The 15,162-nt window shown below is 71.3% G+C and carries 14 protein-coding genes, 1 pseudogene and 1 riboswitch; of the genes and pseudogenes, 5 read left to right on the forward strand and 10 right to left on the reverse strand.

Annotation, left to right across the window (positions count from 1 at the left end; all coding sequences use genetic code 11):
• Positions 1-130: 130 nt before the first annotated feature.
• Positions 131-214: riboswitch (ZMP/ZTP riboswitch) on the forward strand.
• 66 nt (positions 215-280) lie between these two features.
• Positions 281-1,555, forward strand: a complete 1,275-nt coding sequence (glyA, locus tag ABS64_RS06980) for a serine hydroxymethyltransferase (protein ID WP_288121777.1) — start codon at positions 281-283, stop codon at positions 1,553-1,555.
• A 146-nt stretch (positions 1,556-1,701) separates the two neighbouring features.
• Positions 1,702-2,586: a bifunctional methylenetetrahydrofolate dehydrogenase/methenyltetrahydrofolate cyclohydrolase gene (locus tag ABS64_RS06985; RefSeq protein WP_288121778.1), complete on the forward strand. Its 885-nt coding sequence runs from the start codon at positions 1,702-1,704 to the stop codon at positions 2,584-2,586.
• 51 nt (positions 2,587-2,637) lie between these two features.
• On the opposite strand, the gene ABS64_RS06990 is transcribed toward ABS64_RS06985, so the two are convergent.
• Positions 2,638-3,588 carry a cytochrome c oxidase assembly protein gene (locus ABS64_RS06990; RefSeq protein ID WP_292682156.1) on the reverse strand — a complete coding sequence of 317 codons (951 nt, stop codon included), beginning with the start codon at positions 3,586-3,588 and terminating at the stop codon, positions 2,638-2,640.
• A 7-nt stretch (positions 3,589-3,595) separates the two neighbouring features.
• Here ABS64_RS06990 and ABS64_RS06995 point away from each other — a divergent pair, with 7 nt between their 5' ends.
• Both ABS64_RS06995 and ABS64_RS07000 read left to right on the forward strand, forming a co-directional pair.
• Positions 3,596-4,534, forward strand: coding sequence for an EamA family transporter (locus ABS64_RS06995; protein WP_043339949.1), 939 nt, complete (start codon positions 3,596-3,598; stop codon positions 4,532-4,534).
• 31 nt (positions 4,535-4,565) lie between these two features.
• Positions 4,566-5,171, forward strand: a complete 606-nt coding sequence (locus tag ABS64_RS07000; RefSeq protein WP_292682162.1) for a GntR family transcriptional regulator — start codon at positions 4,566-4,568, stop codon at positions 5,169-5,171.
• 109 nt (positions 5,172-5,280) lie between these two features.
• Here ABS64_RS07000 and ABS64_RS07005 read toward each other — a convergent pair whose 3' ends face one another.
• From ABS64_RS07005 to ABS64_RS07045, 9 genes and pseudogenes are all read right to left on the reverse strand, one after another.
• A complete protein-coding gene (locus ABS64_RS07005) occupies positions 5,281-6,039 on the reverse strand; it encodes an amino acid ABC transporter ATP-binding protein (RefSeq protein WP_292682165.1) in 759 nt (252 codons plus the stop codon).
• On the reverse strand, positions 6,036-6,881 hold the full coding sequence (locus ABS64_RS07010) for an amino acid ABC transporter permease (RefSeq protein ID WP_288121782.1): 846 nt from the start codon (positions 6,879-6,881) through the stop codon (positions 6,036-6,038). The genes ABS64_RS07005 and ABS64_RS07010 overlap by 4 nt, the downstream gene beginning before the upstream one ends.
• A gap of 22 nt (positions 6,882-6,903) precedes the next feature.
• The gene (locus ABS64_RS07015) at positions 6,904-7,767 is read right to left on the reverse strand and encodes a transporter substrate-binding domain-containing protein (protein ID WP_292682167.1); all 864 of its coding nucleotides are present in this window, start codon (positions 7,765-7,767) and stop codon (positions 6,904-6,906) included.
• Between the two features lie 106 nt (positions 7,768-7,873).
• On the reverse strand, positions 7,874-8,560 hold the full coding sequence (locus tag ABS64_RS07020; protein WP_292682169.1) for an NAD(P)H-dependent oxidoreductase: 687 nt from the start codon (positions 8,558-8,560) through the stop codon (positions 7,874-7,876).
• Positions 8,557-9,009, reverse strand: a complete 453-nt coding sequence (locus tag ABS64_RS07025) for a MarR family transcriptional regulator (RefSeq protein WP_292682171.1) — start codon at positions 9,007-9,009, stop codon at positions 8,557-8,559. Before ABS64_RS07025 ends, ABS64_RS07020 begins: the two co-directional genes overlap by 4 nt.
• A 66-nt stretch (positions 9,010-9,075) precedes the next feature.
• Positions 9,076-9,873 carry a transglutaminase-like domain-containing protein gene (locus tag ABS64_RS07030; RefSeq protein ID WP_292682174.1) on the reverse strand — a complete coding sequence of 266 codons (798 nt, stop codon included), beginning with the start codon at positions 9,871-9,873 and terminating at the stop codon, positions 9,076-9,078.
• Between the two features lie 81 nt (positions 9,874-9,954).
• Positions 9,955-10,059, reverse strand: a pseudogene (locus ABS64_RS07035) (2-dehydro-3-deoxyglucarate aldolase); the annotation flags it as partial.
• Positions 10,060-10,196: 137 nt separating this feature from the next.
• Positions 10,197-11,975, reverse strand: coding sequence for a Na+/H+ antiporter (locus ABS64_RS07040; RefSeq protein WP_061683933.1), 1,779 nt, complete (start codon positions 11,973-11,975; stop codon positions 10,197-10,199).
• 309 nt (positions 11,976-12,284) lie between these two features.
• Positions 12,285-13,949, reverse strand: a complete 1,665-nt coding sequence (locus ABS64_RS07045) for a thiamine pyrophosphate-binding protein (RefSeq protein ID WP_292682178.1) — start codon at positions 13,947-13,949, stop codon at positions 12,285-12,287.
• Between the two features lie 140 nt (positions 13,950-14,089).
• Here ABS64_RS07045 and ABS64_RS07050 point away from each other — a divergent pair, with 140 nt between their 5' ends.
• Positions 14,090-15,160 (forward strand): winged helix DNA-binding domain-containing protein, encoded by a 1,071-nt coding sequence (locus tag ABS64_RS07050; protein WP_292682181.1) that lies wholly within the window; start codon positions 14,090-14,092, stop codon positions 15,158-15,160.
• Positions 15,161-15,162: the final 2 nt, after the last annotated feature.

Here is a 15,162-nt window from a genome sequence, read left to right on the forward strand (position 1 = left end):
CCATTCTGCGTGGCGGCCGGGGATCGGGGCCAGCGGCAGCGGCCCGAGCCTGCGGAGGTGATGTAAGGAGTCCTAACAAATCCGATAACGCCAGCCTAGCCGTGTGCCGGCGGCGTCGCATCCGATATGCTCGCACTGTCGCGACTGGCGTTGAGGTGGGTCACCATCGGGGAGCGGCGAACACGGCAATCGACCGCACGCCTGGGCCGGCCTTCGTTTGATACACCGGCGTGCGCCCGGCGCACACCGGCATCCACCCGACGAATGGCAGGAGACCGTCATGACCGATCCGTACTTCAACGCCCCGCTCGCCGAGGTCGACCCCGAGATCGCGCAGGTGCTCGAGCGCGAGCTCGAGCGTCAGCGCGGCTACCTCGAGATGATCGCCTCGGAGAACTTCGTTCCCGTCTCGGTGCTGCAGTCGCAGGGCTCCGTGCTGACGAACAAGTATGCCGAGGGCTACCCCGGCCGCCGCTACTACGGCGGCTGCGAAGAGGTGGACGTCGCCGAGGAGCTCGCCATCCAGCGCGCCAAGGCGCTGTTCGGCGCCGAGTTCGCGAACGTCCAGCCACACTCGGGAGCCTCCGCCAACGCCGCGGTGCTCCACGCCATCGCTCGCCCCGGCGACACCCTGCTGGGTCTCTCGCTCGATCACGGCGGGCACCTCACGCACGGCATGAAGATCAACTTCTCCGGCCGGCTCTACAACATCGTCGCCTATGGCGTCGACCCCGAGACCTCGACGATCGACATGGACGAGGTCGAGCGCCTCGCCGTCGAGCACCAGCCGAAGGTCATCATCGCCGGCTGGTCGGCTTACCCGCGTCAGCTCGACTTCGCGCGCTTCCGCGCCATCGCCGACAAGGTGGGCGCGCTGCTGTGGGTCGACATGGCGCACTTCGCCGGCCTCGTCGCGGCGGGCCTGCACCCCTCCCCGGTGCCGCACGCGCACGTCGTGAGCTCCACGGTGCACAAGACGATCGGCGGCCCGCGCTCGGGCTTCATCCTGACCAACGACGCCGACCTCGCGAAGAAGCTCAACTCGGCCGTCTTCCCGGGCCAGCAGGGCGGTCCGCTCATGCACGTGATCGCCGCGAAGGCGACCGCGTTCAAGCTCGCCGCGACCCCGGAGTTCACGGAGCGCCAGGAGCGCGTCGTGCGCGGTGCGGCGATCCTCGCCGAGCGCCTCTCGCAGCAGGACGTGAAGGATGCCGGGATCTCCGTCCGCTCCGGCGGTACCGACGTGCACCTCGTGCTCGTCGACCTCCGCGACGCCGCGATCGACGGCAAGCAGGCCGAAGACCTGCTGCACGAGATCCACATCACCGTCAATCGCAACGCGGTGCCCAACGACCCGCGTCCGCCCATGGTGACCTCGGGCCTGCGCATCGGCACCCCGGCGCTCGCGACCCGCGGCTTCGGCGACGCGGAGTTCACCGAGGTCGCCGACATCATCGCGCTGGCGCTGCTGCCGGACGCCGACGTCGAGTCGCTGCGCACGCGCGTGGCCGCCCTGACCGCCGCCTTCCCGCTGTACCCCGGCCTCACGCAGTAACCCGCCCGCGGCATTCCCCGCCCGCGCGGGTGCGCCGCGGCATCCACGGTCCGCGAGACACCGCCTGCGCACCGAGACACGCGCCGTTGACGCGTGTCTCGGTGCGGGAACCGTGTCTCGCGGGGAGAACACGGAGGAGACAACGCATGACTGCACACAAGCTCGACGGCCGCGCGACGGCCGCGGCCATCAAGGCGGAGCTCGCCGAACGCGTCGCGAAGCTGAAGGCCGCGGGGGTCACCCCCGGCATCGCGACCGTGCAGGTGGGTGCCGACCCGGCATCCCAGCTGTACGTCGGGATGAAGCATCGCGAGTCCGAGGCGATCGGCATGAACTCGATCCAGGTCGAGCTGCCGGCCGACGCCACACAGGCCGACGTCGAAGCCGCGATCGATCGCCTCAACGCCGACCCGACCTGCCACGGCTACATCGTGCAGCTCCCGCTGCCGCGGCACATCGACACCGATCGCATCCTCGAGCGGATCGACCCCGCGAAGGATGCCGACGGCCTGCACCCGACCAACCTCGGCAAGCTCGTGCTGAACGTCAACGACGAGATCACCTCGCCGCTGCCGTGCACGCCGCGCGCCGTGATCGAGCTGCTGGAGCGCAACGGCTTCGCCCTCGCCGGCACGCACGTCGTGGTCGTCGGCCGCGGGGTCACCATCGGCCGCTCGATCGGTCTGCTGCTGACCCGTCGCGCGGTCAACGCGACGGTCACCCTCACCCACACCGGCACGCGCGACCTGCCATCGTACCTGCGCCAGGCCGACGTGATCGTCGGCGCCGCGGGCGTCAAGCACCTCGTGCGCCCGGAGGACGTGAAGCCCGGCGCCGCCGTGCTCGACGTCGGCGTGACCCGCGAGAGCGACCCCGAGACCGGCAAGGCGAAGGTCTACGGCGACATCGCCCCGGGCGTCGAGGACGTCGCGGGCTGGCTGTCGCCGAACCCGGGCGGCGTCGGGCCGATGACCGTCGCCCTGCTCATGACCAACGTCGTCGAGGCGGCCGAGCGCAGCATTCGGGCCTGATCGCCGGCGGCGCGCGGATGCCGCGGCATCCGTCCCCGCACAGCGGGAGCGTCAGCCGCGCGATCCGCGCAGGTGCTCCTGGACGAGCGCGTCGTGCTCTTCGTCGGTGAGGGCGTCGTAGCCCGCGGCCTCGACGCGGTCGCGGCGTCCCCACCGCACCAGCAGGATGATCAGGATCGGCACGTCGGCGACTTCGGCGATGAACCAGAGCAGATCGCCGGCGAGGTGCTGATCGTGCAGCGGATTCGGCCACCACGCCGCACCCGCGGCGGCTGCCACGCCGTCGACGACCGTGTCGTTCAGGCGCAGCAGGATGCCGGGGATCGAGTCGATCACGAGTTCCACGAAAGCCAGGAGGAACTCCACGGCGAGGAACGTGCTGGTGTGGTTGCCGGTGAGCGCCATCAGGGGAACGACCAGCAGCAGCCCGACGACGAGGGAGACGAGCCCGAGCGCCTCGCCGATCAGGGGGGAGGTGCGGAGAACTCCCGCGAGGGGTGTCAGGAACACGCAGAAGATCGCCGCGACGAAGACCGTCGCGAACATCGCATTGCCCAGCACGCGGAACACACGGCCGTCCAGGGCCGCGTCAAGGCGCTGCCGGGCGGCATCCGACAGGCCCGCGCGGAGCAGATCGAGCGGACGTCCGAGGCAGATGAGCGCCGGAACGGCCATCAGCAGCAGTGCGATGCGGGCGACGAACGCCCAGCGGAGCTCGGCCGACCACGTGCCGAGGAAGCCGAGTTCCACCACGGCGTACGAGCCGAGCCCGAGGACGAAGAAGAGCACCGTGCGGTGGGCCGGCCATGAGGTGCCGCGTCGCCGTGCGCGTCGCACCCCGAGGGCGTAGAGCAGTGCCGCGCCGACCAGGACCGCGATCGTGACGGGGTCGGCGCGCCAGGTCGTGAGCAGAGCATCGATGGGAGGCGTATGCCGAGCGTACGACCGGCGGCTATGCGTGCGCGGTGAACTCGCGCCGCCGCCAGCTGGATTGTGTAACAATGTTCCGGTGAGTCGTTCCCTGTCCGTCGTCGCCGTCCTCGTCGCGGCGCTGTGCTTCGCCACGACGGGAACGTCGCGGGCACTCGCCGAGGTGGATGCCGACGCCCTCTCGATCGGCGCGGCGCGCGTGCTCATCGGGGGTGCGCTGTTGGGCGCGATCGCGCTCGCGTCGCGGGCCCGGCGCACGGCGTCGCCTGCGGCGGTCGACAGCCTCCCGGTCCGACGGGGGGTCCCTGCGCTCGTCATCGTGCTCGTCGGAGCCGCCGGGGTGCTGGCGTACCAGCCGACGTTCTTCTCGGGAACCGGGCTCAACGGCGTCGCCGTCGGCACGGTCGTGGCGCTCGGTTCGGCGCCCATCGTCACCGGCGTGCTCGACAGCGTGCTGCGCCGCCGCCGCCCGAGCCTTCGCTGGAGTGTCGCGACAGCCGTCGCGATCGTCGGTGTCGTGCTGGTGTCGGGCGTGTTCGGCGACGGTTCCGCCGCACCGACCAGCCTCCTCGGCGTCGCCGCCTCCGTGGGTGCCGGCGCGTCCTACGCGCTCTACGCGATCGCGAGCAAGATGCTGCTCGACCGCGGCTGGACGGCGCCGGCAGTGATGGGGGCTGTGTTCGGGACCGCCGCGGTGCTGAGTCTGCCCGTGCTCTTGTCGACCTCGACCGCGTGGCTGAACACCGCGAACGGCGTCGCGCTCGCCCTGTGGCTCGGCGTCGTCACCGTCACGATCGCCTATCTCCTGTTCGGTGCGGGCCTGCGCGGCCTGAGCCCGGCGACCGTGTCGACCCTCACGCTCGCCGAGCCGCTCGCCGCGACGGTGCTCGGCCTCGTCGTGCTGCACGAGCAGCTCTCCGCCGTCTCGGTGGCAGGGCTCATCGTCATCGCTGTCGGGCTCGCCCTGGTCGCCGCCCCCGCCCGTCTCCGGAGCGCCGGTGTCTCCGCGCCGGCGTGAGGACGCGCCGCGGCCGACGGCGGACGTGCGCGTGGCCGATGCGCTGCGCGGCGAGATCCTGAGCGGCGCGCTGGCGCCGGGTGCGCCGCTGCGCGAAGAGGAGATCGCCCGCGCGCATGACGTGTCGCGGCATACCGTGCGTGCGGCCCTGGCCGCGCTCGGGGCAGAACGCCTCGTCCAGCTCGTCCCCTATGCCGGCGCCCGGGTCTCGGCGCTCGACGACGACGATCTGCGGGCACTCCAGCAGCTGCGGGCCGCGCTGGAGACCGAGGCCGTGCGGCTGATCACCGAGGCGCAGGGCGTCGCGTGGTCGGCCGCGACGCGGGCGGCGATCGAGGCGGCGATCGGCGATCTCGCGGATGCCGAAGTCCGCGCCGACTGGACGGCCACGATCCGCGCGCATGCCGCGGTCCACCGCGCGATCGTCGATGCCGCCGACAGCCCTCGTCTCGCGGAGGCCCACGCCGGCCTCGAGTCGGAGGTGCTGCTCCTGCTGACCCACGTGCGTCCCCATTACGCGCCGGGTGCGCTCGCCGCTGAGCACCGCGCCTACCTCGACGCGCTGCCCCGCGACGGGGGAGCGGCCGTTCGCGCGCATCTCGACCACTCGACGCAGCTCATCCGCGCCGCGCGCTGACCCGCACGCGCTGACGTCCTCCGCAGAAAGCGACGAACTCCGCACGTTTTCGCGGCATCCGTGCGGAGTTCGCGCGATTCTGCGGAGTTCGCGCGCCGCGCGCTGACTCTCAGCCGGAGAAGCGCGAGAGGAACGCCTGCGTCCGCGGATGCTGCGGCGCGGCGAACACGGATGCCGCGGTACCTTCCTCCACGATGACGCCGTCGTCGAGGAAGACGACGCGGTCGGCGACGTCGCGGGCGAAGGCCATCTCGTGGGTCGCCATGAGGATCGTCGTCCCGTCCGCGGCCAGGGCGCGCACGAGTTCCAGCACCTCGCCCACGAGCTCGGGGTCGAGCGCGGAGGTGATCTCATCAAGCAGCAGCACTTCGGGATCGGTCGCGATGGCCCGCACGATCGCCGCGCGCTGCTGCTGGCCGCCGGAGAGGCGGTCGGGGTGGGCCGTCGCGAACTCCGCGAGGCCCACGCGTGCCAGCAGATCGTGGGCGCGCTCCTCGGCCCGTGCCCGCGGCATCCGGTGCACGACCCGCGAGGCGAGCGTGACGTTGTCGAGCACCGACAGGTGGGGGAACAGGTTGTAGCTCTGGAAGACGGCGCCCAGGCGTGCGCGCACGCGGTTGCCGTCGACGCGGGGGTCGGAGATGTCGAGCTCGCCCAGCCAGATGCGCCCGTCGTCGATGGGTTCCAGGAGCCCGAGGCAGCGCAGCAGCGTCGACTTTCCCGATCCGGACGAGCCGATCAGGGCCACCACCTCGTGGGCGGCCAACGAGACCGAGACGCCGCGCAGAACGTCGCGCTCGCCGAACGATTTCCAGAGGTCGTCGGCGCGCAGGACGGGGGCGCCGGATGCCGCGACGTGCCCGCTCACAGGATCGATCCCTGCTGCTCGCGCTCGCGCAGCCGCGCGGTGTACCAGTCGGTGACGCGGATCGTCGGGATGGCCAGCAGGATGAACAGGATGCCGGCGACGACATAGGGCGTGAAGTTGTAGCTCAACGACGCCGAGGAGCGGGCGGCGGCGATGGCGTCGATCGCGCCCAGGATCGAGATCAGTCCCACGTCCTTCTGCATCGAGATGAAGTCGTTCATCAGCGGCGGCGTCACCTTGCGGACGGCCTGTGGCAGCACGACCCGGCGGAGGGTCTGCACGTAGCCGAGGCCGAGGGCACGCGCCGCCAGTCGCTGCGAGGGATGCACCGCCTCGATGCCGGCGCGCAGCACCTCTGCCACGTATGACGAATACGTCAGCGTGACCGCCACGACGCCGAGCACCACGACCGGGATCCGCGTGTTCATGATCGTCGGCACGCCGAAGCCGATCAGGTAGAGCACGATGATGAACGGCAGACCGCGGAAGAGGTCGGTGTAGGCCGCCGCGAGCACGCGCAGTGGAAAGAACACCGGCCCGCGCACGGTGCGCAGCACCGCGATCAGGAGCGCGACGGCCGACACGGTGACGAGTGAGATGCCCAGCACCTGCAGATTGATGAGGAAGCCGTCCCAGATCTTCGGCAGCGACTGCAGGGCGATCTGCGGGTCGAAGAACGCCTGCTGCACGCTCGCCCACCCGGGCGTGTTGATGACGCTCGCCCAGACGATCGCCGCGAACACGAGGCTCGAGGCGATCGCGACGAGCACCGAGCGCCGCTGCCGCCCGCGGCGGAACGCACGCCGCTCGAGCTCGAGCGCGCTGGGGGAGTGAATGGTCACGGACCGACGTTACCCGAGCGGGTCACTTCAGCTGCGGCACGCCTTCGGTCAGCACCGACAGCCACTGCTTCTTCAGCTCGTCGAGGGTGCCGTTGTTGAGAAGGGTGTCGACCGCGGCGCTCACCTTCGCGGTCAGCGGCGAGTTCTTCGCGAGCAGCAGTCCCCACTGGTCGGGGATGCCGGCGGCGGGCAGTTCGCCGACCACGAACGAGTTGTCGATGTAGGGCGCGTTGACCGCGACGTACGCGGTGGGCGTGTCGAGCACGATCGCGTCGATCTGGCCGGTCTTGAGCGCGGCGACGGCGTCTTCGTTGGAGTTGTAGAGCGACGGCGCGGTGGTCGGGGCGATCGCCTTCTCCAAGGTGGCGGCGCTCGTCGAGCCGGTCATCGCGCCGATCGCGAGGGGCTTCAGCCCCGCGATGTCGGTGACGCCCTGGACTCTTCCGCCCTTGATCGCGACGACCGACTGGCTCGCCTCGTAGTAGGGCGTCGAGAAGTCGACGGCCTGCTTGCGCTCGTCGGTGATCGTGTACTGCTGGATGTTGATGTCGAAGTTCTTCGGTCCCGGCGCGATGGCCGACTCGAAGGAGGTCCGCACCCAGACGACGTCGTCCTTCGTGAACCCGAGCTGATCGGCCACGGCGTACGCGACCGCTGCTTCGAAGCCCTTGCCGGATGCCGGGTCGTCGCCGTACACGTACGGCTCGTACGCCGTCTCACCCGTGGCGAAGGTGAGTTTTCCGGGGGTGATGTAGCCGGCATCCGCGTTCGCGGAGTCGGACGCCGCACCTCCCGGGCCCGAGGTCCCTCCGGCGCAGCCGGCGAGGGTGAGGGCGAGAGCGGCCGCGGTGGCGGCGAGGGCGGTGCGCAGGATGGGACGCGGCATGGAGACCTCCGGGTGGGATGAGCGGCGCGCCGAATGCTGTGTGCGGATGCCGCGACATCCATCTTCGCCGCTGGCGCGGTGTCGGGCGCCGCCGGGCGACGCTTTGTTACAGGGTCTTCACCGGTGCCGTCCGGGGAGGGGAAGACGCTTCGCCCGTCGACGGGTGGTCGGCGCGGCGGGAGGAGGCGGCATCCGCGTGCCCGTGCCGTGCCACGCGCTCGATCCAGCCGCGGCGGGCGGTGTCATCGCTGAAGCGTACGGGCGTGAAGCGTGTGATGCCCAGGGTGCGTACGCCGCAGTAGCCGAGGGTCGCCCGGGAGAGCGATGCCTCGGCGGCGCCACGGTAGACGAGACGGTTCCAGAACCGAGGCGAGTCCATCGTCATGACGATGCGTGCCGTGCGTCCGGCGAGCAGGCGGTCGGACAGGGCCGACCGTTCGCGATAGCGGAACGTCGCGTTGGAGAGGAAGACGCGGTCGATGAACGCCTTCAACGCTGCCGGCACGGTGCCCCACCACTGCGGGTGAAAGATCGCGATGTGGTCGGCCCAGAACAGGTCGTCGAGGTAGCGGGCGACGTCGGGATCCAGCGGCAGGTCGTCGGTGCGTCCGCTGCGCGGCGCGCGCAGCTGGTCACGGCTGCGCGGATGGTCGGGAATGGGGTCGTGGGCGAGATCGATGAGGCGCACCTCGGCGCCGGCGGCGCGGGCGCTCGCCGCGTAGCTCTCCGCCAGCGCATGGGTGAGGGTGTCCGCCAGCGGCGTGCCGACGATGACGAGCAGACGGCGATTCATGAGGTGCGACCTTTCGCGAGAACGATGTCGGTGAGTGCCGACAGATGGGCGTTGAGCGCGGCGGGGGTGATGCCGGTGCCGGAGGAGACCGGATCCAGGCGCGGATCGGCGAGCATCTGGGCGAACTCGGCCTCGAGCTCGCCGCCGGCCACGCGCACCAGCTTGACGCCCTTCGGGGTCAGCTCCAGAAGGATGCGGCGCCCTTCGCCCGCGGTGGTGCGCAGCCACCCGTCGGCGACCAGGGCCGGGACGCGCTTGCTGACCGCGGCTTTCGTCACCCGCAGGCAGCGTGCGAGCCCGGTGATGTCGATCGGCGCCCGCTCGGAGAGGGTCGCCAGGATCTCGAACAGGTTGAAGGTCACGCCGTGTCTGTCTCGCAACCAGGCGTCCGCGAACAGATCCAGTTCGCCGACGAGCTCGTGGAGGGTGACGGTGAGACGGGCGGCCATAGCCAGAGTCAACCAGTTGACATCCCTGGTGTCAACTGGTTGACTCCCGCGGTAAGCGGATGCTGATCAGGAGATGCTGATCAGCCGATCCAGGTCGTCGTCGGGAAGGGTGTCGGCGGTCGCGGTCACCTGCAGGTCTACGAGGTCGGCGCGTCCGCGAAGGATGTTGAGGAAGGCGGTGTCCGCAGCATCCCGCCCCGTCGAGATCCGCACCAGCGTGTCGCGCGGGGCGAGGGTGGTGGCGTCCACGACGCACCAGGCGCCGTCGATCCACGCCTCGGCCACGGCGTGGAAGTCCATCGGGTCGAGTCCGGGCGCGTACACCGCGACCAGCCGCGCGGGCACGCCGCCGGCGCGCAGAAGGGCGACGCACAGGTGGGCGTAGTCGCGGCACACGCCGCGGCGAGCCAGGAGCGTCCGGGTGGCCCCGTCGGTCGGCAGGCTCGAGCCGCTGACGTACGACAGCTCGGTGCCCACCCACGACGACACACCCGTCAGCAGGTCGCTCGAATCGCTGATGCCGCCGAACTCGGCCGCGGCCGTCGGCGCGAGTGCGTCGGACTCCGCGTAGCGGCTGGGGCGGCCGTAGACGAGCAGTTCCGTCTCGTCCGCGTCCAGCGGCGTGGCCGCGCCGTCGATGGTCGCCGCGTAGTCCAGTCGCAGGCGGCCGATCGGAGCGTCCACCCGGTGGAGGCGACCTCCGTGTGCGTCGGTGAGTTCGTGCACCGGCACGGGCGAGCCGTCGACGCGCACGTCGAGGGATTCGGATGCCGGGGCATACGCCCGGGATGCGGCCACGGCGAACACGAGGTCGGCGGGGTCGGTGACGTCGAGCTCGATGCGGGCGGTGACGATCCTCTGCATGCTCACAGGGTGGCATGGCGCCGCGCCGGCCGCGCGGGGGTTGACAGCAGCTCGACGCGTTTCGACGCGCGGCGCCCCGTGTCAGTAGGAGTCGCGCTCGGTGTCGTCGTACTCCGTCACCCATCGCGCCGCGAGGGCCTCCGACCCGCGGGCCAGGAGCGCCACATCGGCGCCGACGAGAATGAAGACGGTGTGGTCGTCGTCGTGCGCCCCGATCAGTACGTCGCGGCGGTGCTGCCGCTGGAAGCGACCGACGAGTTGACGGACTTCTTCAGCCGGTGGATGCTCCCCGTCGGGTGACGGGCTGAGACGCCGAGTGACGCTCAGTCGAGGTCGTCGTACCCGCTGAGGCGCAGCTCCTCGGCATCCATGTGTGCTTCCAGCCGGCGGGCGAGAAGGTCGTCGACCGTACCCTCACGCCGAAGACGCAGAAGGACCTCGCGCTTGCGATCCAGCAGGGCCAGCTTCAGTCGCGTCATCTCCTCGAAGCGCACGAGCGGCGATCGCTGGGTGAGGTCGATTCCGGTCGATGCGGCGAGCATCGTCAGCGAGGTCGCGGCATCGACCCCCGCCGCGGCCGGATTGAGCCCCACGACGGGCCCCGCGCCGTCCACGACTGTCTGCGCACCGGTGTCGGGGGCCGACGGCGCCGCCACCATGCCCTCGAGCTGTGCGATCTGGTCGGCATCCGCGGTGGCCTGGGCACGGGCGAAGGCACGCGCGTTGGCCAGCTCGAGCATGTCGTAGCCATCCTGACGAGCGCGCTCGCGCACCTCATCGCTGATACCGTGCTCGGCCGCGATGTCGTCGAGAGCGGCGATCGCCGCACCCGAGATGGTCCGTTGCGCCAGCTCGATCTCGTCGGCGGCCCAGTCGTCGCTGGGAAGCTTCGCCCACCGGACGATGGCGGGAAGGAGCGGTCCCTGCACGAGAAGACTCAGCACGATCACCCCGGCCGTCACGAAGACCACGGCGTCGCGGCCGACGAGCGGCTGACCGGACGACGTCGTCAGCGGAACCGAGAGCGCGATCGCGAGCGACACGGCACCGCGGAACCCGGCCATCGTGCTCACGATGCGCGCGCGGTTCAGCGATCCCGGGCCGGAACGTGCGGTCAGCGCCGGCGTACGCGGGCGCGAGAAGGGGGCCATCAACAGCTGGAACACATAGCGCACCACCAGCAGCGCCGCCCACGCGGCCACGGTCAGCAGCACGAGGCCCCACACCTCGGTCGGGGAGATCTCGTGCAGGACGAGCTGCACTTCCAACCCGATCAGCACGAACAGCGCTCCGTTGAGCAGGTAGACGCCGAACGGCCACGCCGCCATCGCGGTGCGGCGGGAGGCGGCGGTGGTGATGCGCGGCAAGGCCCAGGCGATGATCAGGCCCGCGAACACCACGGCGAGAACGCCCGAGGCGTTGACCAGTTCGGCGAGCAGGAACGCCGTGAACGGAACCAGCAGCAGCGTCACGTTGATCGAGAGGGCATTGCGCATGCGCCGCAGCGCGAGGTACGCGAGAGCCGCGATGACGATGCCGGCGATCGCTCCGCCGAGGTAGGAGACGAGCACGGTGGCGGTGATCGACCAGCCCGTGACGGTGTCGCCGAGTGCGACGGAGATCGCGATGGCGTAGAGCACCAATGCAGTGCCGTCGTTGGTCAGACTCTCCGCCTTCAATTTCATGAACGTGCGCTGGGGAAGCAGCCGTCCGAGCGCGGCGACAGCCGTGGCATCGGGGGGCGCGACGGCGGCACCGAGGATCATGGCTGCCGGCCAGGGCAGCCCGAAGAGCGTGGCCACCCACGCGACCGCGAACGCCGAGGCGACCACGAGCAGGGTGCTCATCGGGATGATGTAGCGCAGCGACCGGCGAACGCCCCGCAGCGACGTCGTCAGGCTCTCCCAGAACAGCATCACGGGCAGGAACAGCAGCAGCACCGTCTCCGGCGGCAGCTCGATGTGACGCAGCGCCGCCACGAATCCCAGCACCAACCCGATGACCAGCAGCACCAGCGGCGTCGCTACGCGCAGGCGCGGCGCGAGGATCGTTCCCGCCAACACCGACAGCCCGAGCAGAACGGTGACTTCCAGACCTTCCATGGCACCCCGATTCCGCGCGCACGTCCCGACGGATTTCCGTCGCAGCCCAGTGTGCGCCACAGACACAGCGTTTCAACAGGTCTGCGCATTCCCGCCGCGGCGGCCCGCTCGCAGCCGGTCGTCTCGCCGGTTCCGTATTCCGTCTCGGCGCCGTGCCCGGTGCCGGTCGGCTGCGCGAATCCGGGGTCGCCGCGGAGGCGGGCGCGTGCGCAGACTGAATACGGGACAGGGGACGGGCGCGCCGTCTCACGGGCGGCGCCTCCCGGACGGGGCCTCGCGGGTCGAGGTGGACCCGCCGCGGGCCCCGCGTCACGAGTTCACGCGAATGATCTCCTGCTGGTACGGGGCGATGACGTCGCCGGAGATCCGGCAGTCCAGCAGCAGGAAGGGCCGGTCGGATGCCGGGACCTGCACCCACCGCGCGAGCTCGTCGAGGTCGGCGAGCGTGCGCACGACGACACCTCGAGCCCCGACCGCGGAGGCGAGGCCCGCGAAGTCGACCTCCGGGATGAGCATGGGCTCCCGGGCGAGGCCCTTCACGCCGTAGAGGTTGACCTCGGCGCCGTACGCGGCGTCGTTCCACACGACGGCCAATCCGCGGCCCGCCGCCACGCGCACCGCGGATTCCAGATCCGACAGTGCCATGAGTCCGCCGCCGTCGCCGGTGGACAGCACGATCGTCGCCTCGGGCCGGGCGCGGGCCGCGCCGGGAACGGAGGGGAAGCCCAGCCCGATCGACTGGTACGCCGTGCCGACCATCATCATCCGGTCGGGCGACGCGACCGGCCAGTACATGTTCGCCCAGCCCAGGAAATGGCCGCCGTCGGTGACGACGACGCGGTCGCGGGTGGACGGCGCGCTCTCCAGCAGCTCACCGATCCGCTCCGCGACAGAACGCGGATCGAGGCGGCCGTCGGGTGCCAGCGGGTCGCCGCTCTCGCGGGCGCGTGACGCGGCGATGTCCACGCGCTCGCGCCAACCGCTGGGCCCGGCATCCCTCTGGGACAGCTCGTCGCACAGGGCTTCGGCGACCAGGCGCGCGTCCCCGCGGATGAAGCCCCCGACGTGGGGGTGCGTGGCGGCGGGAGCGATGTCGACCTGCACGACCCGGGTTCCCGGAGCGAACAGGGCGCCGAAGCGCATCGTGAACTGGTTGAGTCCCGCACCGAACACCACCGCGACGTCCGCCGTCGCGATCAGCTCCATGGCGCCCTCGGCACCGAAGCCTCCGGTCACCCCCAGGTCGAACTCCGACCGGGGGAAGATGCCGCGACCCAGAGCCGTCGTGGCGGTGACGGCGCCCGTCGCGTCGGCCACGCGCCCGAGGGCGGCCGCGGCGCCCGAGACCCATGCGCCGCGACCGGCGATCAGCACCGGACGCTCCGCGGCGGCCAGTGCGGAGGCCAGGTCGGCGATCGCCGCACGTGCGAACGGGGAGGGGGCGATCGGCGCGGGCAGTGTCGGCTGCGGCGCGGCCGGCACCGAACCCGCCTCGAGCTTTGCGACGTCGTAGGGGATGGCCAGCACCGTGGGCACGCGGTAGGCCAGCGCGTGCTCGATGGCGATGACCGTCGTGGCCGCGGCATCCGCCCGTCCGACGGTGTACGTGCGCGCGCCGACGGCCGAGGCCAGCGCGATCTGATCGACGTCCCAGGGGCGGGGGCCCGACGTGGGTTCGTCCCCGACGACGAGCACGAGCGGCACGTGGGCCTGGACCGACTCCGCGAGGGCGGTGAGCGTGTTGGTGAAGCCGGCGCCGTAGGTGGCGGTCGCGGCGGCGAGGCGTCCGCTCGCGCGATGGTAGGCGTCCGCCGCGACGACGCCGCCCGCCTCGTGGCGCACCGCCGTGTAGTGCACGTCGGTGGAGCGTTCCAGCGCGTCGAGGAAGTAGGCGTTGCCGTTTCCCATCACGCCGAAGACGTGGTCGATGTGGGCGGCGAGGGTCTGGGCGACGTGCGCAGAGACGGTGGGCATGGGTCCTCCGGGAGACGAAACGGTGAAGGGATGCCGTATGTGTCTCGCGTGCCCCTTTTTCGAGCACCGGATGCCGCGTCGCGTCCGGACCCGTCGAGTATAGAAGAACGGATGTCGTCGGCGGCGGGCAGGATGGGCGCATGGACTCCGTCCGTCTGCGCGCCACGCGTCTGGTGCATCACGCCCTGGTCGTTCCCGACGCTGGCCTGGGGGCCGCCGCGCGCCGGCTCACCGCCACGCAGGCGCAGGAGTTCTGGGCGGGGCGGTGGGCTCTCGGCATCCGCACGGCGGGGGAGGTCACGCTCACCGACGTCGACGACGCCTTCGCGCGCGGTGTGCTCGTGCGCTCGTGGACGCAGCGTGGAACCCTGCACATCGTCGCCGCCGAAGACCTCGCCTGGATCCTCGAGCTGACGCGCGAGCGGCAGCAGCGGCAGGCGGCGGGGGTGCACCGTGCGTTCGGCATCGAAGCCGACGACATCGTGCGCGCCGAGCGAGCCGTCGGGGCCGCGCTCTCGGGCGGCAACCGCCTGACGCGAAACGAGGCGGCGACGGTCATGGCCGCCGCCGGTGCGGATGTCGCGGGCTCCCGCGGAGGTCACCTGATCTCAGCCCTCGCCGTTCGCGGGGGTGTCGTCTTCGGCCCGGTCGTGCCGCGCGACGGCGCGCCCACGCGGGAGCAGTACCTCGTCGCCGCCGACGACTGGCTGCCCGATGCCGCGGCTCCCGCCGAGCCCTGGGGCGAGCTGTTCGTCCGGTATCTCGCCGGGCACGCACCGGCCACTCTCGACGACTTCCGCTGGTGGGCCGGCGTTCCCGTCGGTATCGCCCGGGCCGCGCGGGAAGCCGCCGGCGATCGGGTCACGGCGCTCGACGAGGGCCTTTTCCTCGGCGCCGACGCGCCAGCCGGAGGCGCGCCCGAGGCAGTCTCCGGAGTGCTCGCGCTGCCGCCCTTCGACGAGTACTACCTCTCGTACGCGGACCGCTCCCGAGTCTGCCCGCCGGAGCACCTCGCAACGATCGGTCCGACCCTCAACGGTCTGGTGCGTCCCGTGCTCATCGCCGGGGGAGAGGTGTTCGGCACCTGGCGTCACTCGACGGCGGTCGGCAGACACCATCTGCCGCCGATGCCCGACCCCTTCGCCGCCGCGGTCGACGCGGCATCCGTGGAGGCCGCTCTCGGGCGCGTCGCCCGGTTCTTGCGCGTGTAGCG

It is taken from the genome of Microbacterium sp. SCN 69-37, from assembly GCF_001724435.1.
Lineage (GTDB): Bacteria > Actinomycetota > Actinomycetes > Actinomycetales > Microbacteriaceae > Microbacterium > Microbacterium laevaniformans.